The following is a 24,300-nucleotide window of genomic DNA, read 5'->3' as shown; positions in this document are numbered from 1 at the left end:
ACCCACACCGGCGTCCCCGCAACCCTGTGGTCGACTCAGCCGGCTGCGGGCTCCGAGTCGGCCTCGGGCTGGGCGGCAGCGAGCCGGGCCAGGACGGCACGGATGAGAGCACCCGTGTCGGCCTCGTCGTGGCCGAAGCTGCGGAGGTACGCCGTCATCCCGTGGCGCGCGATCTCCAGCTCCTCGTCGGTGAGATGGACGGTGTTCATGCTTCCAATGTAGGTCGGACATCCGCGCCGGCCCTCACGCAGACCACGGTGGCTGCGCCCGGTCCGACCGGGCTGGACTACGGTGTCCGGGTACCCCCGGGGAGCGCCTGCCAGGGCGCTGAGAGTGCGGAGAGTCCGCAGACCCGAGAACCTGATCCGGCTAGCACCGGCGTAGGGAGCTGGGCACGTGCTCGGCGGACGGATCCGTCGGCGCGTCTCTCGTCGTCCTCGGGCCGTCCACCAGGAGGGCCGGCATGACGGACACCATCACACCCGACCAGCTCGGCGTCGGCATGAGGCTGAGCGTCCACCCCCACTGCGACGACTACGTCGCGGTGATCCTCGGCGCGCTCGAGGACGCGCAGCACGCCGGCGCCGGAGAGGGTCTCGAGGTCGAGACCGACGAGGTCAGCACCTACGTCGCGGCGAGGGGCGAGCACCCCGAGCAGCGGCTGGTGCAGTACGCCGCCGCCCTGGTCGCCGCGGCTCACCGTCGCAGCGACGGTGGCCACGTCGTCGCCCACGTGCTGCTCTCGCGCGGCTGCCCCGGGGAAGCCACCTGCGAGCCGACCGCGGCGCAGCTGCCGCGCGCGACGGCGATCGAGCTGCCCGGCACCGGGATCCGCGCCGCCGCCCAGTGGTCGCTCTACCCGCTGCTCGACGGCGGGCCGGACGACGCCCACATGGACCACATCGAGGCTGCGATCAAGGAGGCCCAGAGCCGCGGGACCGCGGCGGAGCCGGCCCACTACGCCACGCTGCTCACCGGTGACCTCGGCGACGTCCTGGCGACCGCTGCCGACGCGTGGGCCCGGGTCGGGCAGGAGGTGGCCCACGTCGTCACCCACCTGACGGTCTCGGTCGGGTCGCCGAGCTCGGGTTCCCACGACGTGGAGGGCTGAGGACCGGCCTCGACCGCAGCACACCATGTCCGCCTAGTCACAACGGGCTATGGCCTGACGTAGCCCCACGTTCTTTACTTTCAGGTGGAGGGAGAACAGGGGACGCTCGGGCGTTCGGGTCGCGCTGGCTCGGGGGCCTCGCCCCCTTGAGGGAGCCTGCGTGACCACCCGTGCAGTATCGCGGGAGCCGCCATCGGCGGGCGGCTCCGAGTCTCGCGTGAGCATCCACCTGCTCGGCCACTTCGCCCTCACGGTCGGCGGGACCGACGTCGACCTCGCCGCCGGCCCCCAGCGACTCGCCGCCTACCTCGCGCTCCGCGGCGTCACGACCCGCTGCCGGGTGGCCGGGGAGCTGTGGCCCGAGGCGACCCAGTCCCGGGCGATGCACAGCCTCCGCACGGCCATCTGGCGCATCAACCAGGCCACCCACGGCCTCGTCCACGCCGCCGGCGGGGCGCTCGACCTCGACCCGGCGGCCGATGTCGACGTACGACAGATGCTCCTCACCTCCACCACGCTCCTCACCACCAGCTCCCCGCCGGGCCGCGGCCTGCCTCCCGACGTCGACCTCCTCCCCATGTGGGACGACCAGTGGCTCGTCCACGACCGCGAACGGGTCCGCCAGCTCCAGCTCCACCTCCTCGAGGCCAGCGCCGACCGGCTCAGCTCCGCCGGGCAGTACGGGCTCGCGCTGGAGTGGGCCCTGGCCGCCGTGCGGGCCGACCCGCTGCGTGAGAGCGCCCACCGGTCCGTCATCCGGATCCACGTCGCCGAGGGCAACCTGGCCGAGGCGCGGCGCGCCTACGACACCTGTGCCGACCTGCTCCAGCGCGAGCTCGGTGTCCGGCCCTCGGCGAGGACGTCGGGCGTCCTCGTGTCGGCGGTCCGTGACGTCGCGGTGACGGGCGGGTGACGCGCCGGCCGTAGCGTCACAGGTCCGCCCACTCCGAAGGGGGTTCGTGATGGCCGCCAGCCAGTTCCTGCTGCTCGGTCTCGGTGACAACGCACGGATCGGCGGGAACGTCCGGGTCCTCGCGGAGGCCGACAAGGAGGCCGACGCCGTCGCCCGGCTCGACGAGCTCGACTCCTCGGTGATCGGCCACATCGCGGTCGTCGAGGTCAAGGGCCACTTCGAGCGACGGCCCGCCGTCCAGAGCACCCCGAGCGAGGAACCGCTCTTCGCTGCCGAGAAGAAGAAGTAGGAGAGACCGATGCCGGCACCTGACACCCGCGCTGTCGCCGAGCTGCAGCAGATCCCGTTCGCGCACCTCATCGGCTCCCCGCTCAAGGCCGCCGTCGAGGCGCAGGCGCTCGCCGCGCAGTCCACCATCGAGTTCATCCACAAGGTCGGCTTCAAGGAGCCCGCGACCGGCGCCACGGACCTCGTGTTCGGCAACCCTGCCGACAACGCCGACGCGGGTGAGCTCCGCTCGGTCACCTTCAGCTACCTGAAGAAGAACGAGAACGACGAGGAGCAGGAGTTCTCGCTGACGGTCCCGTTCCTCGCCATCACGCCCATCCCCTACATCCGCATCGACGAGATGACCATCGACTTCAACGCCAAGCTCACCGATGCCGTCACCCGCAACACCAGCTCCGATTTCACGCTGAGCAGCAGCGTCAGCGCCAGCTACAGCGCGTTCTGGAGCCCGGTGAAGGTCGATGCCCGCGTCAGCGCCACGTTCAACCACAAGTCGGCCACCACCCAGCACTCCCAGCGGGAGTACTCCATGCAGATCCACGTCCGGGCGGTGCAAGACGAGATGCCGTCCGGGATGTCGCGGATGCTCGACATGCTCGAGCAGGCCATCAAGGAGGTGCCGGCGACGCCGTAGACCGGCCACCGACATCAGCGAGGAGCTCCCGATGGCGCAGCTGGGCGAGGTCCTGGGCGGCATGCTCACCGACGTGGTCCGCGCGCGGATGGCGGCCGACGAGGTGACCGCGGAGGCCGTTGACGCCTACCGTGCCGACCCCACCCTGGCGAGCCTCTCGGTTCCGCGGGCGACGGTCAGCAGCCTCACGGTGCGGCTCAACTTCGCGGTCAACTCGGTCGAGCTGGCCTCGGCGGTGCCCTTCGACCTCGACGAGGTCGGGGAGAGCTGGACCAAGCGCCTGGCCGACCGGGTGCTCGAGAAGTTCCCCCCGATCCGCTCGACGGGCCGCGGCACGGACCTCAGGTCGGTGCCGGTGGTGCGCGACGACCTCGACGTCGGCCTGCGCGGCGACCTCGAGCCGCTCGTCGCCACGACCATGGGCCACCTCATGCAGGGCCGCGGTCGGGTCAGCGCCGCCGAGCGGGAGGAGCTCGCCGACCTGGTCCGCGACCAGGCCCGGCTCCTCGTCGAGGACCTGCGCCGGGTGCGGTTCGCGGACGTCGCCAAGCGGTCCACGATCGACGTGGAGGTGGGGGCGGCGGAGGTCGCGCAGTCCCCTCCCGAGACGCTCCAGTCCCTCGAGGTGACCTTCGCGGTCGACGACCTCGAGGAGATCCTGCCCGACCCGGCGCAGTGGAGGTAGCCCGATGGCCGTCACCGACATCAAGACCCTCGGGCTCGGCGAGCTGCTGGGGTCGCTGCTGACGGCGATCGTCGAGGGCCAGACGGCCGCCACCAGCAGCTCCCTGGACTTCGTCGAGCGCGTGGGTCTGTCCGACGACGCCGAGCACCCGGCGTTCCGGACCGTCACCATCCGCTACACCAAGCTCGACGAGAACCAGGAGCCGGCCGAGTTCGAGCTCGAGCTGCCGCTGCTCGCCCTGGTGACGATTCCCACCATCACCGTCAAGCAGGCCAAGGTCGCCTTCACCTACGACGTGGTGACGACCACCAAGGAGGCCACGTCGACCGAGAAGGAGGGCGACGAGCTGATCGTGGCAAACAGGTTCGAGCGCCTGCGCCGCGTCGAGCCCGTCCGGCTGGTCGGCTTCGTGACCCGGCGTACGACCACGTCCACGGACAGCACCGCCCAGACCGGCATCGACGTCGAGGTGACCGTCGAGAGCGAGGCGCTGCCCCTGGGGCTGGAACGACTGCTCGAGCTGGCCGAGCTGGCCCACTCGCGGCCCGTGGAGGATGACCAGTGACCGCGACCGCCGACACCCGGGTCGCCGACAGCGTCGAGGCAGCGATCGGCGCGCTGGAGCAGCTGGCCTCCTCGCTGCGCCGCTCGGGCTTCGAGGACGGCGCGCCCGCCTACAGCCGGATGGCCGAGGTGCTGGTCGCGCAGCGGCTCTTCCACCAGCCCGGAGGAGCAGGCGCCCCGCCGCGCTTCGACCACCTCGGCGACGTCGCGCGCGAAGTCTTCGAGCTGCTGGAGCCCTACGTCGCCGCGATGCGTCGACTCGCCACGATGGCGCCCGACCGCCTCGACGAGGCCGCCACCGAGGCCGTCCGGGCCCAGCTCGAGAAGCGCGGTCGCCGCGGGGCCACGGCCTCGGTCCTCAGCCGGTCGGCACACGTGCCGGCGCCGGTGGCCCAACGGGTGCTCGCCGCCCTGGTCGCCGACGGCAGTGTCGTCACCCGCACCGCCGGAGACGTGGTCTCCTACCGGTTGGCCGGGGCGCGGAGGTCCGGATCATGATCCACCCCCGCATCTCGGCGTCGGTCGGTGCCGGCGGGAGCAACGGCGCCCCCGACGTCCGCGTGGTCCAGGACCTGCTGAACCGCGCAGCCGACGCCGGCCTCGACGTCGACGGCGCCTGCGGGTCGCTCACGATCGGTGCGATCACCGACTACCAGCAGGGCTTCCTGCGACGGCCCGACGGTCGCGTCGACCCCGAGGGGCTCACGCTGCGCAAGCTCCGGGACGCGGCCGGGGCCCGGCCGCAGCGCCCGCCCGGCCAGGGCGGCGGCTCCTCCCCGAGCGGTGGGGCCTCCTCCGGCACCAGGCTGCAGGCACTCGGCAGCGGCAAGGGCTTCTACTCCTACGCCCGCACGGATCGACAGTTCGCCGGTGACCCGCTGCTGGGTGCGCTGCGGGACGTCGGCCACAGGCTCGCCCGGGCCGGGCTGGAGTACGGCGTCGGCGACCTGAGCTTCGAGCAGGGCGGCACCATGAGACCGCACAAGACCCACACCGCGGGGCGCCACGCCGACCTGCGGCCGATCCGCAGCGACGCGGGTCGTTCGCCCACCAACATCAACGACCCGAGCTACAGCCGTGACTCGACCCGGCTCCTCGTCGAGTCGTTGCAGGCGCAGTCGTCGATCGACCAGATCCTGTTCAACGACCGCGAGATCGCCGGGGTCAAGCAGTGGCCGGCTCATGACAACCATCTCCACGTCCGCGTCAGGTGACCGGACCCCACCTCGGGAGGCAGCGATGGCCATCCGGTCCCGGCGGCGGGACGCCGACGAGCGGGACAGACCGCGCAAGCGGGTGTGGGTGGAGCACGTCGACCCGGAGCTGGCAGCCCTGCGGATCCAGCTCGCGGCGTTGCGCACGCGCCGGCTCGACCCCGCCCAGGAGGAGATCGCCCAGGGCGTCCAGGAGCTCCTCGAGCGGGCGCAGAACGCCGTCGACCGCCGCGACCCGGCTCCCTACTACGTCCTGAACTGGTGGCGCGGCACCTTGGTCGAAGCCGCGTTCCGCAACCTGCACGCCGCCCGCGCGCTCATCGTCGAGCTCTACGACGAGGTGGAGCTCGAGGCCGAGATCGACCGGGCCGTCGCCCGGCTCAACGCCCGCCTCCACCGCAACGACCCGCGCCGGCTGGCGCTGAGAGGCATGGACCGGGAGCGCCCGGAGGTCCAACGGGCCTTCCTGCGGCGCCTGATCGAGGACACCTACGACGCCAGCGACCTCCAGCACGCGCAGCTGCGCGAGTTCCGCAACATCCTGCTGAGCGCCGCCTTCGTGGTCTCGGCGCTGCTGGGTGTGGCCGTCTTCGTGATCGCCAGGAACCCGTCGTTCGTGCCGCTGTGCTTCCCCGCGATGGACATCCCGCCGGACACCGAGGCGCGACTGCTCAACTGCCCCACGGCCGCGCGGACCCCGAGCCCGCGCAGCGCCGACGTCCTCATCGTCGGCCTGCTGGGGCTGCTCGGTGGAGCGTTGGCGACGTCCATCGCGATCCGCAAGGTCAGCCGGGCGTCGTCGTTGTCCTACGACGTGCCGGTGGCGCTGGCCTGGTTGAAGGTGCCCCTGGGCGCCTTCGTGGCGATCCTCGGACTGCTCGCGATCCAGGGCGGCTTCGTCCCCGGTCTGTCGCGGCTCGACACCCAGCAGCAGATCCTCGCCTACGCGCTGCTCTTCGGCTTCGCCCAGCAGCTGCTGACCAGCACCCTCGACTCCAAGGCCAAGTCCCTCGTCGAGGACCTCCCCCTCAAGGACGAGAGCACCGCTCGCGGCGAGTTCGACCTGAGCCGGCCCCCCGAGCCGGCCCTCCCCGGGGAGGAGACCTCCGCCCGGCGGGACGACGGCAGCTAGACCGGTGCGTCACCCTCGTCGGCGTCGGCGCGTTCCTGCTCCTCCTGCTCCAGCAGCTTCGCCAGCTCCGCCTCCTGGATCGGGCCGCCCCGGGGCAGGGCGGTCAGCCGGACGAGGAACAGGACGAGCACCAGCAGCGCGGCGAGCGGGACCGCGGTCAGGAGCATCACCACGAGCTCCCACCCTGCCGGCACCGCAGTCAGGTCCATGACACGACGGTAGGAGCCTGTCGGCCGCGTCTCCGGCATTCCCGGGCAAAGGTCACCCAACTGTGGATCAGACGTTCACCGCCTCCGCCCTCCCGTCGCCGCCCCTGGTCAGGAATCGAGAAGCACGACGGCCCGGTGCGGCCTAGCCTCGACAGCACCACCGAGAGGAGATCGACCCATGGCTGCCACCACGTCCGACGGGTTCACCGCCGAGGAGCGAGCCGCGATGAAGGAGCGCGCCGCCGAGCTGCGCGCCGAGGGCCGGAAGGGGGCGAAGAAGGCCGACGGCCTGCAGGCGGTCCTCGACAAGATCGCCGCGATGTCGCCTGCGGACCGGGCACTCGCCGAGCGGGTGCACGTCACCGTCACCGAGACCGCGCCCCAGCTGGACCCCAAGACCTGGTACGGCATGCCGGCCTACGCCGACGCCGAGGGCAAGGCGGTGGTCTTCTTCCAGGAGGCCGGCAAGTTCGGGACCCGCTACTCCACGCTCGGGTTCCAGGACAACGCCCACCTCGACGACGGCGCCATGTGGCCGGTGTCCTACGCCTTGGTGGAGTGGACCCCTGCCGTCGAGGAGAGAATCCGAGCATTGGTGAAGACCGCCGTCGGCTGACACCGGACGGCGCGCGCGGCCCTTATCCTCCGAGCGTGCAGGTCAGCGTGCTCGGCGCCACCGAGGTCTGGCGCGACGGGTTGCGGGTGGACCTCGGCACCCGCAAGCGCCGGGCGCTGGTCGCCGCCCTCGCGCTCGCCGGTGGCAGGCCGGTGTCCGTCGACGCGATCGTCGACCTGCTCTGGGCCGGCAGCCCGCCCGAGGGTGTGGCGGGCACCCTGCACGCCTACGTCTCCGGCTTGCGCCGTGCTCTCGAACCCGACCGCGCCCCCCGTGCCCCGGCGACGGTGCTCGTCACGGTCGGTTCCGGCTACGCCCTCCAGCTACCGGACGGCGCCCTCGACGCGGCCCGCTTCGACCGGGCCGTCAGCGATGCCCACCGCCGATTCGGCCAGCGGCAGCTCTCCTGGCAGCTGTCCGACCCCGGTGCGGTCGACCTGCAGGCGCTGGTGGCCGAGCTCGACGAGGCTCTCGCCCTCTGGCGCGGCACGCCGTACGCCGAGCTCGGGGACGCTCCCGGGGTGCAGCCGGAGCGCGCGCGGCTCGAGGAGCTGCGGATCGTCGCGCTGGAGGATCGTGCCCACGCCGAGCTCGCCCTCGGCCGGCAGTCCACGGTGGCCGGCGAGCTCGAGGCCCTGACCACGGCCCACCCGCTCCGCGAGCGGCTGTGGGCCCTCCGGGCGCTGGCGCTGGCCCGCGCCGGCCGCCAGGCCGACGCGCTCGGGGTCCTGCGCGAGGTCCGCGACCTCCTCGCCGACGAGCTCGGGCTCGACCCGTCGGCGGAGCTCCGGGAGCTGCAGGCTGCACTGCTCCGCCAGGACCCCGCCGTGGTCACGCCGCCGGTCGGTGAACCGCAGCCGGTGACCGCACCCCGCCCGCCCCCGGAGCCGGAGCGGTACGTGCCGGTGCTGCCGGCATGGCCGATGGTGGGGAGGAAGGTCCAGCTGCTCGCCCTGACCGACGCCCTCGACCGGGCGGGTGCCGGGGTCCCGGTCTTCGCTGCCGTCACCGGCGAGCCCGGCATCGGCAAGTCGCGGCTGTGCGCCGAGCTCGGCGGCGTCGCGGTGCGTCGCGACGCCCGACTGCTGATCGGGCGCTGCTCCCAGGACGAGGGTGCACCCCCGCTGCGACCGTGGCGACAGGTGCTCGGCTGGCTCGGCATCGACCTCGAGGAGTCCGACGTCGGGCACGAGGACACCGGCGTGGAGTTCCGCACGTGGGAGACGGTCGTCGGCCACGTGCTGGCAGCCTGCCGGGAGGAGACGCTCGTCGTCGTGCTGGACGACCTCCAGTGGGCCGACGAGCCGACGCTGAGGACGCTGCGGCTGCTCGCGGAATCGGCCGACTCCGGCCGGTTGCTGGTCATGGGCACGTGGCGCTCCCACCCGGAGCCGACGGGTGCCCTCGCCGACGTCGCCGAGGCGTTCGCCCGTCGCCACTCCGTCCGCATCGAGCTCCGTGGCCTCGACGCCACGGGCGCCGCGGCGGTCGTCGAGTCGGTGGCCGAGGTCGCCCCCGACGGCGCACAGGCGGACCTGCTGGCCAGCCGCACCGACGGCAACCCGTTCTTCCTCGTCGAGTACGCACGGCTGGCCCGTGACGGGGACCTCGAGGAGCTCGTCACCGGGGCCGACCCGCCGACGGCGGTGGCCGACGTCCTCGAACGTCGCGTGGCGCGGCTGCCGCAGGAGACCCGCGACGTCCTCCAGTGGGCGGCCGTCGTCGGTCGTTTCTTCGAGTCCTCCATGGTCAGTGAGGTCGCAGCGACGACCGAGGACGAGGTGCTCGACCTGCTGGACCCCGCGATCGACGCGGGGCTGGTCCGCGAGGACGACGTCGGCCGCTACCGCTTCGCGCACGCGCTGGTGCGTGACGACGTCTACGGGCGACTGCGGCCCACCCGGCGAGCCCGTGCCCACGCCCGCGTGGCGGAAGTCGTCGAGCAACGACCCGACCGTGAGAGCGAGGCGGCCCGTCACTGGCTCGCGGCAGGACCCGATCACGCGGGACGGGCGTGGCGCGCGGCTCGCGAGGCCGCCGCTGCGGCCCAGAGGCTCCACGCCCACAGCACCGCCGCGGAGCTGCTCGGCGCCGCGCTCGCCCGGCTGCCCGGGGACCCCGCGGCCGGTGTCGCGGAGCGCTACGACCTGCTGATGGAGCTCGCCGACGCCCACCGGTGGCGGGGGTCGTGGGCCGAGCTCCTCGACACCGTCGAACAGGCGATCACCGCGGCCGACGAGCTCGGCGACGTACGCCTGCTGGCGCGGGCCGCTGCCACGATGACGGTCGGTGCCCTTTGGCAGTCGGCAGGCCACGGCGTGGTCCACACGAGCGTGGTCGACGCGCTGCGCCGGGCGCTGGCCGGGCTGCCCGGCGAGGACGACCCACTGCGCTGCCGCGCCATGCTGGGTCTGGCGAGTGAGCTCTACTACGCCGACGCCGCGGAGGAGCGGGTCGCCCTCCTCGAGGAGGCCCTGGCCGTGGCTCGACGACTGGGCGACGAGGTGCTGCTCCTCGAGGCCTGCCACGTGGGCTACGTGGCGCAGTGGCGCCCGGCGACCGCTGAGCGGCGACTGGCCCTGGCACAGGAAGCCATGGAGATCTCCCGTCGGATCCACGACGAGCGCGGGTTCGCCGTCGCCGCCACCATGGCCGCGGTGGTCCTCGCCGAGCTGGGGCGCCCGGCCGAGATGTGGCAGCTTGCTGCGACAGCGCGCGAGGAGGCCGACCGCCTCGGTCTGTTCTACGCCCTGGTCGTGCTCGACACCGTCGAGCTCCCGTGGCACGCGATGGCCGGCAGGTTCACCGAAGCCGAGGCGAGGTTGGCCAGTCTCAGGACGATGGCAACCCGGATCCGCATGCAGCAGATCCGGGACGGGCTCGCCGGTGCGATGACGTCACTCCACCTGTGGCAGCAGCGGTACGACGAGATGCTGTCCATCGCCCTGGCCATGGAGGGCGGTCCGCTGCCGATCACCAGCACCCTGGTGGCGGCGATGCTGCGAGCGGGCCGCGTCGGCGATGCGCGCGATCACGTGCTGCGCCACCCGATCGACCTGAGCGGCGACGACTGGTTCTCGATGCTCAACTGGGCGGGTGCGGCCGAGTCCGCCCCGGGACTCGCCGACCCGGAGCTCGGCGCGGCGGCCTATGAGCTGCTGGCGCCGTACGCGGGCCGGACGGTGGTCGCCGGGTCGGGCAACGCGCTGGGGCCGGTCGACGCCTTCCTCGCCCACGCGGCGGCCGCCGTCGGCGACCTCGACCTGGCGTCTCGCCACGCCGACGAGGCGCTGCGGTTGACGGAGGAGTGGAAGATCCCGCTGGCCGCGCAGTGGCTGCGCGACCAGCGGGACCGGTACGGGTTCTGACCTCAGGCGTGGCGGAAGGCCACGCGACTCCGCCGTTCGTACGCCGGGCCGGTCAGCCACCCCACGAGCCGCAGCACGAGTCCCCCCGGCTGCCCGAGCAGCCGGCGGCGTACCTCGTCGGGGAGGCCGTCCATCACCCACGGGACCAGCGCTGCGACCTCGCGGAAGGCCAGGCCGGAGCGGAAGTGCTCCGCCTCGACCCGCTCCCACTCGGTCTGGCTGATGACCCGCTGGGCGATCGCGATCGCCTCGGTCTCCTCGTGGCGCAGGTGGTGGCCGAGCCGCTCGCGCCCTGCGACGAGCCGGACCGCCAGCGCGTGCCGGGCGTCGTCGTCGGGCTCGGTGGCCAGTCGCTCGAAACCCGCCGCGCACGCCTCGAGGATCGGGTCGATCTCGGCGTGCTCGGCCTCCATGGCCGCGAGCACCTGCCGTTCCTCGGGCGTGGCCCGCTCCTCCATCAACGGCCACAGGCCCGCGTCCTCGCCGCTGTGGTGGTGGTGCAGGGCGGCGGCGAACTGCCGCCACGCCCGCCCGAGCGCCTGCCAGGCCGGCCGGTCGGTGGCCGGAGTGGCCTCCGCGGCGACGGCGAACCGGGCGAGGTCGCGCCGGAACGCGTGGTGCATCACGTACATCATCGTCATGTCGACCGGGCCGGGGTGGGCGGCCGTCTGGCCGGGGAGCCGGACCTGGCGGGGCCACGCCGGGTCGGTCACGGTGTGCTGGGTCATCGGAGCTGGGGTCATCGGAGTGCGTCCTCTCGGGTGGTGGTGTTCGGGGTGGTGTCGGTGGTGTCGAGCAGGGCGAGGTCGGCCTCGGTGATCTCGGCGCGGACCCCGGGGAGCAGGCGGTCCAGCCACGTCGGCAGCCACCAGTTCCAGCGACCGAGCAGCGACATGGTCGCGGGCACGAGGACCATCCGGACCAGGGTCGCGTCGAGCAGGATCGCGACCGCCATCCCGACGCCGAGCATCTTCACGACGACGTCGACCTCGGTGGCGAAGCCCAGGAAGACGGCGATCATGATCGCGGCGGCGCACGAGATGACCCGGCCGGTGGCGGCGAGCCCGCGGGTGACGCTGCGATGGGCGTCGCCGGTGGCCTCCCAGTCCTCCCGGATCCGGGAGAGCAGGAACACCTCGTAGTCCATCGACAGGCCGAACAGGATGGTGAACATCAGGATCGGCACCCAGCTCGACACGGGCACGGAGTGGTCGAGGCCGAGCAGGTCGGTGCCCCAGCCCCACTGGAAGACGGCGACCATCACGCCGTACGCCGCCCCGATGCTCAGCAGGTTCATGGCCGCCGCCTTGAGCGGCACCACGACCGAGCGGAACACCATGGCCAGCAGCACGACCGAGACCGCCACCACGAAGGCGATGACCAGCCACATCCGGTCGGCCAGCAGGTCGGCGATGTCGGACATCATCGCCGTCGCCCCGGTGACCTCGACCCCGTCGGGGACCTGGTCGCGGACCGACGCGACCAGCCCCGGCATCCGCTCGTCGGTGGGCCCGAACGTCGGCACGGCGGTCAGCACCGAGATGGCGCCGTCCGGTGAGGCGAAGGGCTCGGTCACCGAGGCGATGTCGCCGCGCTCGTCCAGGCTCGTGGCGAGCGCCGCGGCCTCCCCGTCGGATACGCGCTCCCGGTCGACGACCAGCGTGAGCGGACCGTTGTGGCCGGCGCCGTACTCCGCGGCGACGAGGTCGTAGGCCTGCCGCGTGGTGAGGTCGGTCGACTGGATGCTGGCGTCCTGCGGCCAGGTGCGCATGTCGAGCACCGGCAGCGCGAGCAGCACCATCAGCAACGCGGCACCGACGGCCCAGGGGAGCGGCCGGCGCCCGACGCGAGCGGCCCAGCGGCTGGTCCACGACTCACTCGGCGCCACCGGGCGCGTCGGGGTCCTGCGGCTGCGGCGCGGCAGGATCCGCCGACCGGCCAGCCGGCACAGGGCTGGCACGAGGGTGAGGGCGGAGGCGGCGACGGCGACGACGGCGATGGCCGTGGCGAAGCCGAAGCTCTCGAAGGTGGAGAGCCCCGAGAACCGCAGGCCCATCAGCGAGACCAGCACGGTGCTCGCGGCGAACACCACCGAGCGGCCGGCGGTGGCGACCGCACGCCCGGCCGCCTCGGGCACGGCGTGGCCGGCCCGCACGTTCTCGGCGTACCGGGTCACGATGAGGAGGGCGTAGTCGATCCCGACACCGAGCCCGACCATGGTCGCGACGACCGGGGCGATGGTGCTGACATCGGTCACGGCGGCGAGCAGCAGCACGCCGCCGGCGCTGACCGCGAGCCCGCCGACCGCGACGAGCACGGGCAGCCCGGCCGCGACGACGGAGCCGAGCGCGACGACCAGGATCACGAGCGCCGTCACGATCCCGATCAGCTCGCCATAGCCCTCCATGGGCGCGGCCGCACTGCTCGGCACCTCACCGCCGAGCTCGACCTGGAGGCCGGCGTCGCGGGTGGGGGCCGCAGCGCCCTCGAGGGGCTCGAGGTCCCCCATGACGTCGGCGTGGGTGAGGGGGACGTCGTAGGCGACGTCGAGGAGCGCGGTGTCACCGTCGTCGGAGTAGCGGGCCGGGGAGACCGCCGCGACGTGCGGCAGCTCCGCGAGCCGATCGGCCAGCGCGACGATCTCGGACTCGGCCAGCCTGGCGCCGTCCCGGTCGTGCACCACGACCTGGGCGGAGGCGTAGCCGGCCTCGGGCAGGTGCTCCCGCAGCTGGTCGACGCCGACCTGGGCCGCTGCGTCGGGCACGTCGTAGTCGTCCTGTGTCGTCCCGCCGAACCCGCCGGCGAGACCGAGCACGGTGGCGGCGACGACGAGCCAGCCGGCGAGGGTCCGCCACGGGTGGGCGGCAGCGCCGCGGCCGAGGCGGTGGAGGAGGTGGGACATGACGGTCCTTCGGTGGTGGGTGGCTGTCCCGGCCACCGTCGCGCCGTCCGCTTGGGATCGTCTTGAGGTCGACTTGGGGTCGACGTGGGGTGTCCCTCTAGTACGTGTGCCGCAGCCGGTCGAGGGAGTCCAGCGTGAGCTCGAGGCCGACCTCGAAGGAGCTGCCGAAGGAGTAGCCCTCGGTGAGCACGTGCCCGCTCGCGAACTCGGCCATCCGGGGGAAGCGCGACAGGTCGAGACCTTCGACGAGGTCCGCAGGGTCGTCGTCGAGGCCGGCCTGGTCGAGCATCGCCTCCTGCACCGCGAACCCGTAGACGAAGGCGTCGAGCAGGGCGTACGCGTGGGCGGTGGCGGGCAACGAGAAGCCGGCGGTGCGCAGGATCTCCAGGCACGCCTCGTGCCCACGCAGCGTCTCCGCGCCCGGGTTGCGACGGCTCTCCAGGACCGCCAGCGCCCAGGGGTGACGCGCCAGCGCCGCGCGCATCGACCGGGACCGCTCGGCCAGCTCGTCCCGCCACGGGCGGTCGGCGCGGGGGAGGTGGACCTCGGCGTACACCGCGTCGACGATCGCGTCGAGGATCGCCTCCTTGTTGGCGATGTGGTGGTAGATCGCCATCGGCCGGGCCCCGCACTCGGCGGCCAGGGCCCGGATCGTCAGCGACCCCAGGCCGTCGCGGTCGGCGAGCCGCACCGCGTTCTCGACCACCAGCTCCCGGCTCAGCGTGTTGCGGGGAGCACGGGTGGGGGTGGACACGTGTCGAACCTTATCGTACTTTGTACCGTACAAAGTACGGAACCACTGGTCAGGAGTCCCCATGGCTGCACCCACCCAGCCGCCCACCGAGACGCCCGCGCCCACCGGGACCATGCACGCCGTGGTCCAGCGCGCGTACGGCGACGCGGGAGTCCTCGAGCTCGAGGACGTCCCCGTCCCCGTGCCGGATCGCGGTGAGGTGCTGCTGCGCGTCGAGGCTGCCGCCATCGACCGCGGTACCTGGCATCTCATGACGGGGACGCCGAGGATGCTGCGGCCCTTCGTCGGCTGGCGCGGCCCGCGCGGCACCTACGTCCCCGGGCGTGACGTCGCGGGGACCGTGGTCGCCCTCGGCGCGGGCGTGACACGGTTTCGCGTCGGCGACCGGGTCTTCGGCGCCGCTCGCGGCTCGCTTGCCGAGTACGCCACCGCGCAGGAGGCGCGGCTGGCCCACCAGCCGGCGGGAGCGACTCCGGTGCAGGCAGCCGTGCTCGCGATCTCGGGGCTCACCGCGCTGCAGGCGCTCGACGCCGCCCGGGTCGGGGCGCGTGACCGGGTCCTGGTGACCGGGGCCTCCGGCGGGGTCGGCGCCTACGCCGTGCAGCTGGCCGTCGCCCGGGGCGCCGTCGTCACGGGGGTGTGCAGCGCGGCCAAGGCCGACGCCGTCCGCCGCTGGGGCGCGTCGCGGGTCCTCGACTACGCGACCACCGACCCGACCGAGGGCGAGGAGCGCTACGACGCGATCATCGACGTCGCCGGCGGCGCCCCGCTGCACCGACTGCGTCGCGTCCTGGAGCCGCGGGGTGCGCTGGTGTTCGTCGGCAGCGAGGCCGGGGGCGAGTGGACCGGGGGCTTCGGCCGCCCGTTGCGCTGGGTCGTGCGCATGCTGCTGTCGCGCCAGCGGTTCGTGCTGCTGACCAGCCGCGAGAAGGCCGTGGCGGACCTGGAGCGACTGGCCCGGGCCGTCGAGGACGGGTCGTTGGTCCCGCCGGTGCACGGCGTGCACCCCCTCGCCGACGTCCGTGAGGCCATGGAAGAGCTCAGCGCGGGCCACGTCGTGGGCAAGGTCGCCGTCGCCGTGCGAGAGGCGGGTGACGAGGAGTCGGCCTAGGGTGCTGGGGTGGCTCCCAGTGGGACGCAGTCGCCGCAGGGGGAGATGCTCGAGGGCGGTCCCCCTCGCCCGCCCCTGCTCGACCGCATCCCCGCCCGGTGGCGGCTCCGGGGTGTCATCGCGGCGGTCTTCGTGGTCGGTACGCTCCTCGGCGGCTCCGTCATGCTGTGGGCGCAGGACGACCCGGCCGTCGAGCAGCCGGCGCCCCCCGCACCGTCAGCCGTCAACGACGTCAGGCTCGTGCTGAGCGACACTGCGAGCCCCCCGGACGGGGAAGGCCCCCTGCGCGTCGACGCGGTGCTGCTGCACAGCCGCGGATCGGGGACCGCCACCGTGACGCGGATCCACCGCCCGGGCCGGGCCCTCGACATCCGGGTCCCGGAGCTCCCGGTCGAGCTCTCGGTCAACGACTCCTTCGAGCGGGTCAGGCTGTTCATCAGCCCCCGTCACTGCGAGCTCGCGACCCGCTGGACGCCCAGCGCCCAGCCGCTCGCCCTCACCTGGCGGGACCAGCGCGGAGTGGTCCACCAGGACCTCAGCGGTGACCACGACGCGACGATGGAGCTGGCCCTCATCCGGCACATGGACGCCGCGTGCGGCCCGTGACCGGCTGGAGGCCGGCCTCGACCGCGGTCTGGTGCTCGTCGACCCGCGCGTCTCAGCCCAGCGCCGCCGCGACGACCTCGCGCGCCTCGTCCTGCACCTGAGCCAGGTGGTCGGGCCCCCGGAAGGACTCGGCGTAGATCTTGTAGACGTCCTCGGTGCCGCTCGGCCGGGCCGCGAACCACGCGCTCTCCGTGGTCACCTTCAGCCCGCCGATGGCCGCGCCGTTGCCCGGGGCCTCGGTCAGCCGCGCCGTGATCGGCTCGCCGGCGAGCTCGGTGGCGGTGACGTCGTCGGGGGAGAGCGCGGCCAGCTTGGCCTTCTGGGCGCGGTCGGCCGGGGCGTCCACCCGCGCGTACGCCGGGTCGCCGTGCTCGGCCACGAGGTCGGCGTACCGCTGCGAGGGGGTCTGCCCGGTGCGCGCCAGGATCTCCGAGGCGAGCAGCGCCAGGATGATCCCGTCCTTGTCGGTGGTCCACACCGAACCGTCGCGGCGCAGGAACGAGGCGCCGGCCGACTCCTCGCCGCCGAAGCCGAAGGAGCCGTCGATCAGGCCCGGCACGAACCACTTGAACCCGACGGGGACCTCCACCATCGGCCGGCCGATCGCGGCGGCGACCCGGTCGATCATCGAGCTCGACACGAGCGTCTTGCCGATCCGCGCCGTGTCCGGCCAGTCCGGCCGCCCGTCGCCGAACAGGTAGCCGATCGCCACCGCGAGGTAGTGGTTGGGGTTCATCAGCCCCGCGTCCGGGGTGACGATCCCGTGGCGGTCGGCATCGGCGTCGTTGCCCGTCGCGATCGCGTAGTCGTCCCGCCGCTCGATCAACGAGGCCATCGCGTGCGGGGAGGAGCAGTCCATCCGGATCTTGCCGTCCCAGTCGAGCGTCATGAACCGCCACGTCGGATCCACGTCGGGGTTGACCACGGTCAGGTCGAGCCGGTGCCGCTCGGCGATCTCGGCCCAGTAGTCGACGCTCGCCCCGCCGAGCGGGTCGGCCCCGATCCGCACGCCCGCCTCGCGGACCGCGTCGAGGTCGAGCACGGCGGGCAGGTCGTCGACGTAGGCGCCGAGGAAGTCGTAGCGCCCGACGCCGGAGATGTCGGCGGTACGCGCCACGCCCTCCAGCCCACCGCGGATCAGCTCGTTGGCGCGCGCCGCGATCGCCGAGGTGGCGTCGGAGTCGGCCGGTCCGCCGTGCGGGGGGTTGTACTTGAACCCGCCGTCGCTCGGCGGGTTGTGGGACGGCGTGACCACGATGCCGTCGGCCAGCCCGGAACCGGTGACCCGGCCGGCGTTGGCGCGCAGGATGGCGTGGGACACCGCGGGGGTGGGGGTGAACCCGTCGCGGCTGTCGACGAGCACGTCGACGTCGTTGGCGACCAGCACCTCGAGGGCCGAGACCCACGCGGGCTCGCTCAGGGCGTGGGTGTCGCGGCCGATGAACAGTGGCCCGTCGTAGCCCTGCTCCCGGCGGTAGTCGCAGATCGCCTGCGTGGTGGCCAGGATGTGGTGCTCGTTGAAGGAGGTCCGCAGCGACGTGCCGCGATGGCCGCTGGTGCCGAAGACCACCTGCTGGTCCGGGTCGTCGGGATCGGGCACGCGGTCGGCGTACGCCGCCAGCAGGTCGCTGACGTCGACGAGGTCGGAGTCGGTGGCGGGCTGACCTGCGCGGCTGTCGGCGGGCATGCCCTCATCATGGTGCGACGGACGGGGCACTGACCACCGCCGGTCCCACGGGGTAGCGTGCCCAGGACCCCGGATCTCGGCCGGAAGGACCCCTCCCGTGAGCATGGACACCGTCCCGACCACCACCCCGAAGTGGTCGCTCGTCGGACCCGGCATCGTCGTCGCCGCCACCGGCGTCGGCGCCGCCGACCTCGTCGCCACCCTCGTCGCCGGCAGCAGCTACGGCTACGCGCTCCTGTGGGCGGTGGTCCTCGGCTGCGTCATGAAGGTGGTGCTGGTCGAGGGTGCGGGCCGCTACTCGCTGGCCACCGGCCGCACGATCTACGAGGGCTGGACCAGCCTCGGGCCGTGGACGACGTGGTACTTCGGCCCCTACATCGTCGTCTGGGGGTTCGTCTACGGCGCCGCCGCCATGGCCGGCACCGGTCTCCCGCTCAACGCGCTGCTGCCGTGGCTCCCTGTCGAGGCGTGGGGCATCCTCTCCGGCCTGCTCGGGCTCGCCCTCGTGTGGTCAGGCCGCTACGGCATCTTCGAGAAGGTCTGCGCGGCCCTCGTCGGCATCATGTTCGTGGCGATGGTGATGGCGGCGGCACTGACCGTGCCCAACCTCGCCGAGGTCCTGACCGGGCTGGCCCCGATGGTCCCCGAGGGCGGCCTCATCACCACGCTCGCGGTCGCCGGCGGCGTCGGCGGGACCATCACGCTCGCGGCGTACGGCTACTGGGTGCGGGAGAAGGGCTGGACCACCGCGTCCCACATGCGCGTGATGCGCCTCGACAACGGCGTGGCCTACCTGGTGACCGGCCTCTTCGTGACCGCGACCCTGATCGTCGGGGCCGAGCTGCTCTACTCCGCAGGCATCGCCGTCGAAGCGGGTGGTGCCGGGCTGCTCGACCTCGGCGGCGTGCTGGAGGACCGCTACGGCCCGACGGCGGGCACGATCTTCCTGGTCGGTTTCTGGGCGGCGGCGATGTCGTCGCTGATCGGGGTCTGGAACGGCGTCTCCCTGATGTTCGCCGACTTCGCCGGCCACGTCCGCAAGCTGCCCGAGGGCGACCCCGAGCGAGGCTCCGGCAGCAAGGCGTACCGGGCCTACATTCTCTGGCTCACCCTGCCGCCGATCGCGCTGATCCTGGTCGGGGAGCCGATCTGGCTGATCCTCGCCTACGGCGTGCTCGGGGCCTTCTTCATGCCGTTCCTCGCGGTGACGCTGCTGTGGATCCTCAACAGCGACCGGGTCGCGGGGGAGTGGCGCAACAAGCTGGCCTCCAACGTGCTGATGGCACTCACCGCCCTCGTGTTCGTCGCCTTCGCGGCCAACGAGCTCTACGACGCGGTGGCCGGTCTCTGAGCCGCACTACGCTGCGCAGATGACCGGGTTCGTGACGGCCGTCGAGGGCGATGCCGCCGTGGTCCGGCTGCCCGGCCACGCCGACGCGGAGCAGGTCCGGCTGTGGTGCGACCTCGAGCTCGGGAACACCACCCTCGACCGGCTGGACGCCGGCTGGGAGGTGCGGCTGACCGACCTGCCGGTCGACCGGCTCGAGTACCTCCTCGACGTGGACGGCGCGATGCAGACCGACCCCACGCACGACCGCACCGTCGGCGGGCCGTTCGGCGACCACTCGTGGCTGCCGTTGCCCGCCTACGCCGAGCCCGGCTGGCTGGCCGCCGACCGGGTTGCCGCCGAGCAGGCGGGCGTGGTCTTCGAGGACACCCCGGTCGGCGACGTCGAGGTCACCGTGTGGGCGCCGGCCGACGCCGACGGCGACGAGCCGCTGCCGATGCTGCTCTGCCACGACGGACCCGAGATGGCGGCGTACGGCGGGCTGCTGGACTGGGCCTCGAGCGGCATCGCCGCCGACCGGCTGCCCCGGATGCGGGTCGGGCTGCTCGCTCCCGGGTCCCGCAACGAGCGCTACGCCGCCAACCCGGCGTACGCCGCGGCGCTGGTCGACCACGTCGTGCCGGGCCTGCGGGCCGCGTGCCCCACCGACCACCGGCCGGTGCTGGCCGGCCAGAGCCTCGGCGCCGTCGCCGCCCTCCACGCCGCGTGGACCAGTCCCGGCACCTTCGCGGGGCTGCTCCTGCAGTCGGGCTCGTTCTTCACCCCCGAGCTCGACCCGCAGGAGAGCGACTTCGAGTACTGGGACGAGGTCACCGGCTTCGTGGCCAGCCTGCTCGCCGCGACCACGGCGGCCCCGTCCGCGCCGGTGGTCGCGATGACCTGCGGGAGCGCGGAGGAGAACCACGCCAACAATCTGCAGCTGCGCGACCACCTGGCCGCCACCGGGATGACGGTGACGTGGGGAGAGGTGCGGCAGGGCCACACGTGGACCTGCTGGCGTGACAGTCTCGACCCGTCGCTGACCGACCTGCTGCGGAAGGTGTGGGGCTGATGGAACGGGTGCAGTGGGAGCTCGACGCGCCCGGCCTCGACCGGCCCGGCACCGTGATCCGCTACGGCCACTGGGGCCGGCCCGTGCTCGTGTTCCCCAGCGAGCAGGGCCGCGCCTGGGACTACGAGAACAACGGCATGGTCGCCGCCGTCGCCGACCTGGTCGAGGCCGGCCGGGCCAAGCTCTACTGCGTCGACGCCTTCGACCACGTCTCGTGGTCCGACCGCAGCCTCCCGCTGGAGGAGCGGGCGCGCCGCCACCAGGCCTACGAGGCGTGGATCCACGACCAGGTGGTGCCGCTGATCGGGGAGGACACCCCGGGCGCCACCGACGCGGTCGTCACCGGCTGCAGCCTCGGCGCCTACCACGCGGTGCAGCTGGCGCTGACCCGCGCGGACCTGTTCCCCGTCGCGATCTGTCAGTCCGGCAACTACGACCCGTCCGAGTGGCACGCGTGGGGCGAGCGGGGCGACGCGGCGTACTTCACGAACCCCACCGACTACGTCGCTCACCTCCACGGCGACCACCTCGACTGGCTGCGCAGCCGGCTCCACGTCGTCCTCGTCGTCGGCGAGGGCCCGTGGGAGACCCACCCCACCGGCTCGCTGCCGAGCGCCCACCGGCTGGCCGCGCTGCTCGCCGAGCGCGGGCTGCCCCACGAGCTCGACGTGTGGGGCCACGACTCCGCCCACGACTGGCCGTGGTGGCAACGCCAGATCGCCCACCACCTGCCGCGATTCTGCTGAGGAGGAACAGATGACCGACCACCTGATCGGGCTGCTGCTGGGGGCCGAGGACGACTGGCCGCGGGCCTTCGAGGAGATCCTGCGACGCGTCGGCCCGGTGACCGTCGACGGGACCGAGCACCGGGTGAGCAGCGAGCGGCTGACCATCGAGCCGTTCGACCTCACCGACCCGGTCCGCACCGACCTGGTGATCGACCGGCTCGCGCACTGGTACTACCACCCGCGGGAGTGGCTGAAGAAGGCGGCACTGGTCAACGGCACCTACCTGCTCAACAGCCCCTTCACCTTCCAGTCGATGGAGAAGCACAGCGCCTACTGCGCGATGCTGCGGCTCGGGCTGAAGGTGCCGCCCACGATCCTGGTCCCCTACAAGAACCCCGTCGACAACGTCCGCTGGGCCTACACCAGCGAGCGCTACAACCAGCCCTTCGACCTCGACGAGCTCGCCGAGCAGCTGGGCTACCCGCTCTACATGAAGCCCTTCGACGGAGGCGGCTGGCGCGGGGTGTCCCGCGTCGACGACCGGCGCGGGCTCCACCGCTCCTACGACGAGTCCGGCGAGATGCTCATGCACCTGCAGGCCACCGTCGACTACGAGCACTTCGCCCGGGCGCTGTCGATCGGCCCCGAGACGATGGTGATGGACTTCCGGCCCGAGCAGCCGATGCACAACCGGTACGCCGTCACCCACGGCTTCCTCAGTGAGTCGGCCGGCCACCAGACAGCCGCGATCAGCCGGATCGTCAACGCGTTCTTCGGGTGGGAGTTCAACTCCGCCGAGATGCTGGTCACCGGCGACGAGGTCTACCCGATCGACTACGCCAACGCCTGTCCCGACGTCGCCGTCACCAGCCTCCACTACTACTTCCCGTGGGCGATCACGGCGCTGGTGCGGTGGTCGGTGTTCTGCGCGGTCACCGAGCGGCGCTACCGCATCGACCTCCAGATGCAGCGCTACTTCGAGATCGCCGACTCCGAGCGGTCCTACGAGGAGAAGCTGGACGCCTACCTGGCGCTGGCCGACGCCCAGCTCGAGGCCGACCGCTACTGGTCCTTCTGCGAGGAGCACCTGTCACACCTGCCCGAGCAGGTGCACGACTGGGTCACCTCCGCCGACTTCGACCGGCTGCTGCGCGAGACCGTCGAGGCGACGTACCCCCGCCACGAGCACGAGCAGTTCCTCGCCCACTTCCGCGGCCTGCTCGGCCTCTGGGCCCAGGACCACGCCGACCCCACTCCCACCCGCTGACCCCAACCCAGACACCGCCGACCCGTCACTTGTGCTGGTTCAAAGGGTGCCGAGCCGTCACTTGTGCAGGTTCAAACACCGCTGAGCCGTCACTCGTGCAGGTTTGGGGGGTGCCGAGCCGTCACTCGTGCAGGTTTGGGGGATGCCGAGCCGTCACTCGTGCAGGTTTGGGGGATGCCGGGCGGTCAGGGGCACTCGTTCACACGCCGGCTGGCCCGCTGCCGAACCAGCTGGAGTGACGGCTCACCGCGTTCAGAACCAGCTGGAGTGACGGCTCGGCAGGGTCTGAACAAGCTGGAGTGACGGCTCGGCGGGGTCAGGGGTAGGCGAGACCGATGGCCTGTTCGCTGATCTCCCAGAGCCGACGCTGGGCGTCCTCGTCGCGGGCGAGCCTGGAGGTGCCGACGAGCCGGGGTCGGCCGCGGCCCTCGAGGATCCCGCTGGGGCCGCAGTAGCTGCCGCCGGGCAGGTCAGCCGCAGCGGCCATCAGCACCGGCAGCGCCCCGTCGGCTGCCGACTGCGACACCGCCCGGTTGGCGGCGTCGAGGATGGACGCTGCGCCGCCACGGGCGCGGCCGAACTGGCCGTTCGCGACCAGGTGGGTCCCGGCGTAGCCGGGGTGGGAGGCCAGCGCCCTCACCGGCAGGGCGGCCGCACGCAGCCGCCGGTCCAGCTCGAAGGTGAACAGCAGGTTGGCCAGCTTGGTGGCGGCGTACTGCGGCCACCGTCGGTAGCGGTCGGGTCCCTGGCGCGGGTCGTCGAGCGGCGCGTGCCGCGCGACCCGGTGCATCTGCGAGGAGACGGCGACCACCCGTCCGTCACCGCTGTCGACCAGCTGCGGCAGCAGCAGTCCGGTCAGCAGGAACGGCCCGAGGTGGTTGGTCGCCATCTGCAGCTCGAAGCCGTCGGGGGTCCGCGAGTACGGCGTGGCCATCACGCCGGCGTTGTTGACCAGGCAGTGGATCGGTCCGACGGCGGCCGCCTCGGCCGCAGCCTTGCGGACCGAGGCGAGGTCGGCCAGGTCGACCGCCAGCGGTGTCAGGTCCGGCTCGGGCACCTCTTCGCGGATCTGCTCCTCGGCCTGCTGCAGCTTGGCGGCGGTCCGTCCGGCCAGCACGACTCGACCGCCGGCGCGGGCGAGCTCCAGGCCGACGTGGTAGCCGATCCCACCGGTGGTGCAGCCGGTGACCAGCGTGGTCCGCCCGCGCTGGTCGGGCAGGTCGGCCAGGCTCCAGGACCCCGCCCAGGTCACGGGGTCACCGCCAGGTTCGCGACGATCGCGCGGCCGAGCTCCTCGTCTCCGCTGATCGAGACGGTGTCGGCGAGCTCCGGCCGACGGCCACCGGCCAGCAGCACGAACGTCTCGCGGCTCGTGGCGAGCCGGGCACGGGGCTGGTCGGGTGACTCGGGGAGCATCCGGCCGCGGCCGTCCTCACCCACCTCCGCGGCGTACGCCGGGTGGCCGGCGACCTCGAGGACGACGGTCGTGCCGGCGGGTGCCCCGACCCGCTTGGCCAGCACGAAGCCGAGGCTCTCGGCCAGGTAGTCGGCCGTGTGGACCGCCGCAGGGCTCTCCAGGTTGCCGCGGCGGTCGGTCGCCCGCCGGATGTCCTGCTCGTGCATCCACACGTCCAGCGGCCGGTTGCGCAGCAGCTGCTCGAGGTTCCAGCCGATGAGACCGAAGACGCCCGGGGCCGCGACCGTGCCATCGGTGGGGGCCTCGGCGAGGAGCTGCGTGTGCCGGGTGGTGGCGCACGACCGGGTCTCGGTGATCAGCTCGTCGGGGGTCCGGTCGCGACGGGCGACGACGCCCTGCTCGGTGAAGGTGCCCATCAGCCCCCGCACGTGCGGGGGCTCGCCGATCTCGGTCTCCTCGTGGGGGTTGCCGGCCTGCATCGCCTCGAGGTGGGCGACGTGCGCGGCGACGCAGAACACGTCCCACCCGGCGAGGTCCGTGGGCCTGCGCCAGTCCTCGGGGGAGAGCTGCTCGAGCAGGGTGGTGTAGTCGTCGATCGCCCGCCACCAGAGCGCGACGAGCGGGGGCAGGGGGTGGGCCATGTGAGGCAGCGTACGGCCACGACGAATGCGGGGTCGGGGCCGGCAACCCCTACC

At 72.9% G+C, this 24,300-nt stretch carries 25 protein-coding genes and 1 riboswitch; of the genes, 17 read left to right on the top strand and 8 right to left on the bottom strand.

Annotated features, from left to right (window positions below; genetic code table 11):
• Nucleotides 1-35 precede the first annotated feature (35 nt).
• Complete coding sequence (locus K6T13_RS16250) at nt 36-209, bottom strand: hypothetical protein (RefSeq protein WP_222895561.1); 174 nt, start codon at nt 207-209, stop codon at nt 36-38.
• Nucleotides 210-296: 87 nt separating this feature from the next.
• Nucleotides 297-404: riboswitch (TPP riboswitch) on the top strand.
• A gap of 59 nt (nt 405-463) precedes the next feature.
• Here K6T13_RS16250 and K6T13_RS16245 point away from each other — a divergent pair.
• From K6T13_RS16245 to K6T13_RS16205, 9 genes are all read left to right on the top strand, one after another.
• Entirely contained in the window at nt 464-1,111 is a 648-nt protein-coding gene (locus tag K6T13_RS16245) for a Ykof family thiamine-binding protein (RefSeq protein ID WP_222895560.1), read from the top strand.
• Between the two features lie 217 nt (nt 1,112-1,328).
• Nucleotides 1,329-2,024: an AfsR/SARP family transcriptional regulator gene (locus tag K6T13_RS16240; RefSeq protein WP_222895559.1), complete on the top strand. Its 696-nt coding sequence runs from the start codon at nt 1,329-1,331 to the stop codon at nt 2,022-2,024.
• 49 nt (nt 2,025-2,073) lie between these two features.
• Entirely contained in the window at nt 2,074-2,313 is a 240-nt protein-coding gene (locus tag K6T13_RS16235; RefSeq protein ID WP_222895558.1) for a hypothetical protein, read from the top strand.
• Nucleotides 2,314-2,322: 9 nt separating this feature from the next.
• Nucleotides 2,323-2,946, top strand: coding sequence for a DUF2589 domain-containing protein (locus tag K6T13_RS16230; protein ID WP_222895557.1), 624 nt, complete (start codon nt 2,323-2,325; stop codon nt 2,944-2,946).
• A 31-nt stretch (nt 2,947-2,977) separates the two neighbouring features.
• The gene (locus tag K6T13_RS16225; RefSeq protein WP_222895556.1) at nt 2,978-3,631 is read left to right on the top strand and encodes a hypothetical protein; all 654 of its coding nucleotides are present in this window, start codon (nt 2,978-2,980) and stop codon (nt 3,629-3,631) included.
• A 4-nt stretch (nt 3,632-3,635) separates the two neighbouring features.
• Nucleotides 3,636-4,196 (top strand): DUF2589 domain-containing protein, encoded by a 561-nt coding sequence (locus K6T13_RS16220; protein ID WP_222895555.1) that lies wholly within the window; start codon nt 3,636-3,638, stop codon nt 4,194-4,196.
• Nucleotides 4,193-4,693 carry a hypothetical protein gene (locus K6T13_RS16215; RefSeq protein ID WP_222895554.1) on the top strand — a complete coding sequence of 167 codons (501 nt, stop codon included), beginning with the start codon at nt 4,193-4,195 and terminating at the stop codon, nt 4,691-4,693. The genes K6T13_RS16220 and K6T13_RS16215 overlap by 4 nt, the downstream gene beginning before the upstream one ends.
• Complete coding sequence (locus K6T13_RS16210) at nt 4,690-5,409, top strand: peptidoglycan-binding domain-containing protein (protein ID WP_222895553.1); 720 nt, start codon at nt 4,690-4,692, stop codon at nt 5,407-5,409. The genes K6T13_RS16215 and K6T13_RS16210 overlap by 4 nt, the downstream gene beginning before the upstream one ends.
• Nucleotides 5,410-5,434: 25 nt before the next feature.
• Entirely contained in the window at nt 5,435-6,541 is a 1,107-nt protein-coding gene (locus tag K6T13_RS16205) for a hypothetical protein (RefSeq protein ID WP_222895552.1), read from the top strand.
• On the opposite strand, the gene K6T13_RS16200 is transcribed toward K6T13_RS16205, so the two are convergent.
• Complete coding sequence (locus tag K6T13_RS16200; protein WP_222895551.1) at nt 6,538-6,750, bottom strand: hypothetical protein; 213 nt, start codon at nt 6,748-6,750, stop codon at nt 6,538-6,540. The two genes, K6T13_RS16205 and K6T13_RS16200, sit on opposite strands and share 4 nt — an antisense overlap.
• A 178-nt stretch (nt 6,751-6,928) precedes the next feature.
• On the opposite strand from K6T13_RS16200, the gene K6T13_RS16195 reads away from it, so the two are divergent.
• The gene (locus K6T13_RS16195; RefSeq protein WP_222895550.1) at nt 6,929-7,366 is read left to right on the top strand and encodes an iron chaperone; all 438 of its coding nucleotides are present in this window, start codon (nt 6,929-6,931) and stop codon (nt 7,364-7,366) included.
• A gap of 35 nt (nt 7,367-7,401) precedes the next feature.
• Entirely contained in the window at nt 7,402-10,734 is a 3,333-nt protein-coding gene (locus K6T13_RS16190; protein WP_222895549.1) for an ATP-binding protein, read from the top strand.
• Nucleotides 10,735-10,736: 2 nt separating this feature from the next.
• Here K6T13_RS16190 and K6T13_RS16185 read toward each other — a convergent pair whose 3' ends face one another.
• From K6T13_RS16185 to K6T13_RS16175, 3 genes are all read right to left on the bottom strand, one after another.
• Nucleotides 10,737-11,477, bottom strand: a complete 741-nt coding sequence (locus K6T13_RS16185; protein WP_222895548.1) for a hemerythrin domain-containing protein — start codon at nt 11,475-11,477, stop codon at nt 10,737-10,739.
• Nucleotides 11,474-13,636 (bottom strand): MMPL family transporter, encoded by a 2,163-nt coding sequence (locus K6T13_RS16180; RefSeq protein WP_222895547.1) that lies wholly within the window; start codon nt 13,634-13,636, stop codon nt 11,474-11,476. The genes K6T13_RS16185 and K6T13_RS16180 overlap by 4 nt, the downstream gene beginning before the upstream one ends.
• A gap of 97 nt (nt 13,637-13,733) precedes the next feature.
• Nucleotides 13,734-14,390: a TetR/AcrR family transcriptional regulator gene (locus K6T13_RS16175; protein WP_249423832.1), complete on the bottom strand. Its 657-nt coding sequence runs from the start codon at nt 14,388-14,390 to the stop codon at nt 13,734-13,736.
• Between the two features lie 61 nt (nt 14,391-14,451).
• Here K6T13_RS16175 and K6T13_RS16170 point away from each other — a divergent pair, with 61 nt between their 5' ends.
• Both K6T13_RS16170 and K6T13_RS16165 read left to right on the top strand, forming a co-directional pair.
• Complete coding sequence (locus K6T13_RS16170; RefSeq protein ID WP_222895545.1) at nt 14,452-15,501, top strand: NAD(P)-dependent alcohol dehydrogenase; 1,050 nt, start codon at nt 14,452-14,454, stop codon at nt 15,499-15,501.
• Nucleotides 15,502-15,510: 9 nt separating this feature from the next.
• Nucleotides 15,511-16,107: a hypothetical protein gene (locus tag K6T13_RS16165; protein ID WP_222895544.1), complete on the top strand. Its 597-nt coding sequence runs from the start codon at nt 15,511-15,513 to the stop codon at nt 16,105-16,107.
• A gap of 52 nt (nt 16,108-16,159) precedes the next feature.
• On the opposite strand, the gene pgm is transcribed toward K6T13_RS16165, so the two are convergent.
• On the bottom strand, nt 16,160-17,794 hold the full coding sequence (pgm, locus tag K6T13_RS16160; protein WP_222895543.1) for a phosphoglucomutase (alpha-D-glucose-1,6-bisphosphate-dependent): 1,635 nt from the start codon (nt 17,792-17,794) through the stop codon (nt 16,160-16,162).
• A 103-nt stretch (nt 17,795-17,897) separates the two neighbouring features.
• Here pgm and K6T13_RS16155 point away from each other — a divergent pair, with 103 nt between their 5' ends.
• Genes K6T13_RS16155 through K6T13_RS16140 form a run of 4 tightly spaced genes read left to right on the top strand, consistent with a single transcriptional unit; the run spans nt 17,898 to nt 22,188 of the window.
• On the top strand, nt 17,898-19,145 hold the full coding sequence (locus K6T13_RS16155; protein ID WP_222898342.1) for an Nramp family divalent metal transporter: 1,248 nt from the start codon (nt 17,898-17,900) through the stop codon (nt 19,143-19,145).
• Between the two features lie 19 nt (nt 19,146-19,164).
• Nucleotides 19,165-20,193 carry an alpha/beta hydrolase gene (locus K6T13_RS16150; protein ID WP_222895542.1) on the top strand — a complete coding sequence of 343 codons (1,029 nt, stop codon included), beginning with the start codon at nt 19,165-19,167 and terminating at the stop codon, nt 20,191-20,193.
• A complete protein-coding gene (locus tag K6T13_RS16145; protein WP_222895541.1) occupies nt 20,193-20,939 on the top strand; it encodes an esterase family protein in 747 nt (248 codons plus the stop codon). Before K6T13_RS16150 ends, K6T13_RS16145 begins: the two co-directional genes overlap by 1 nt.
• 10 nt (nt 20,940-20,949) lie before the next feature.
• Nucleotides 20,950-22,188, top strand: coding sequence for an ATP-grasp domain-containing protein (locus K6T13_RS16140; RefSeq protein ID WP_222895540.1), 1,239 nt, complete (start codon nt 20,950-20,952; stop codon nt 22,186-22,188).
• Between the two features lie 316 nt (nt 22,189-22,504).
• Here K6T13_RS16140 and K6T13_RS16135 read toward each other — a convergent pair whose 3' ends face one another.
• Together K6T13_RS16135 and K6T13_RS16130 are read right to left on the bottom strand one after the other, a co-directional pair.
• A complete protein-coding gene (locus K6T13_RS16135) occupies nt 22,505-23,440 on the bottom strand; it encodes an oxidoreductase (RefSeq protein WP_222895539.1) in 936 nt (311 codons plus the stop codon).
• Entirely contained in the window at nt 23,437-24,246 is an 810-nt protein-coding gene (locus K6T13_RS16130; RefSeq protein WP_222895538.1) for a maleylpyruvate isomerase family mycothiol-dependent enzyme, read from the bottom strand. Before K6T13_RS16130 ends, K6T13_RS16135 begins: the two co-directional genes overlap by 4 nt.
• Nucleotides 24,247-24,300: the final 54 nt, after the last annotated feature.

Source organism: Nocardioides coralli (assembly GCF_019880385.1).
GTDB classification, from domain to species: domain Bacteria; phylum Actinomycetota; class Actinomycetes; order Propionibacteriales; family Nocardioidaceae; genus Nocardioides; species Nocardioides coralli.
This window is presented reverse-complemented; position numbering and strand designations above follow the sequence as displayed.

Excerpts from the sequence above, each read along its gene's own strand:
- K6T13_RS16225 (WP_222895556.1), top strand. The coding sequence starts at position 2,978 with ATGGCGCAGCTGGGCGAGGTCCTGGGCGGCATGCTCACCGACGTGGTC.
- K6T13_RS16220 (WP_222895555.1), top strand. The coding sequence starts at position 3,636 with ATGGCCGTCACCGACATCAAGACCCTCGGGCTCGGCGAGCTGCTGGGG.
- K6T13_RS16130 (WP_222895538.1), bottom strand. The coding sequence starts at position 24,246 with ATGGCCCACCCCCTGCCCCCGCTCGTCGCGCTCTGGTGGCGGGCGATC.
- K6T13_RS16230 (WP_222895557.1), top strand. The coding sequence starts at position 2,323 with ATGCCGGCACCTGACACCCGCGCTGTCGCCGAGCTGCAGCAGATCCCG.
- K6T13_RS16180 (WP_222895547.1), bottom strand. The coding sequence starts at position 13,636 with ATGTCCCACCTCCTCCACCGCCTCGGCCGCGGCGCTGCCGCCCACCCG.
- K6T13_RS16245 (WP_222895560.1), top strand. The coding sequence starts at position 464 with ATGACGGACACCATCACACCCGACCAGCTCGGCGTCGGCATGAGGCTG.
- K6T13_RS16250 (WP_222895561.1), bottom strand. The coding sequence starts at position 209 with ATGAACACCGTCCATCTCACCGACGAGGAGCTGGAGATCGCGCGCCAC.
- K6T13_RS16145 (WP_222895541.1), top strand. The coding sequence starts at position 20,193 with ATGGAACGGGTGCAGTGGGAGCTCGACGCGCCCGGCCTCGACCGGCCC.
- K6T13_RS16195 (WP_222895550.1), top strand. The coding sequence starts at position 6,929 with ATGGCTGCCACCACGTCCGACGGGTTCACCGCCGAGGAGCGAGCCGCG.
- K6T13_RS16140 (WP_222895540.1), top strand. The coding sequence starts at position 20,950 with ATGACCGACCACCTGATCGGGCTGCTGCTGGGGGCCGAGGACGACTGG.
- K6T13_RS16185 (WP_222895548.1), bottom strand. The coding sequence starts at position 11,477 with ATGACCCCAGCTCCGATGACCCAGCACACCGTGACCGACCCGGCGTGG.
- K6T13_RS16205 (WP_222895552.1), top strand. The coding sequence starts at position 5,435 with ATGGCCATCCGGTCCCGGCGGCGGGACGCCGACGAGCGGGACAGACCG.
- K6T13_RS16155 (WP_222898342.1), top strand. The coding sequence starts at position 17,898 with ATGGACACCGTCCCGACCACCACCCCGAAGTGGTCGCTCGTCGGACCC.
- K6T13_RS16170 (WP_222895545.1), top strand. The coding sequence starts at position 14,452 with ATGGCTGCACCCACCCAGCCGCCCACCGAGACGCCCGCGCCCACCGGG.
- K6T13_RS16200 (WP_222895551.1), bottom strand. The coding sequence starts at position 6,750 with ATGGACCTGACTGCGGTGCCGGCAGGGTGGGAGCTCGTGGTGATGCTC.
- K6T13_RS16210 (WP_222895553.1), top strand. The coding sequence starts at position 4,690 with ATGATCCACCCCCGCATCTCGGCGTCGGTCGGTGCCGGCGGGAGCAAC.
- K6T13_RS16150 (WP_222895542.1), top strand. The coding sequence starts at position 19,165 with ATGACCGGGTTCGTGACGGCCGTCGAGGGCGATGCCGCCGTGGTCCGG.
- K6T13_RS16235 (WP_222895558.1), top strand. The coding sequence starts at position 2,074 with ATGGCCGCCAGCCAGTTCCTGCTGCTCGGTCTCGGTGACAACGCACGG.
- pgm (WP_222895543.1), bottom strand. The coding sequence starts at position 17,794 with ATGCCCGCCGACAGCCGCGCAGGTCAGCCCGCCACCGACTCCGACCTC.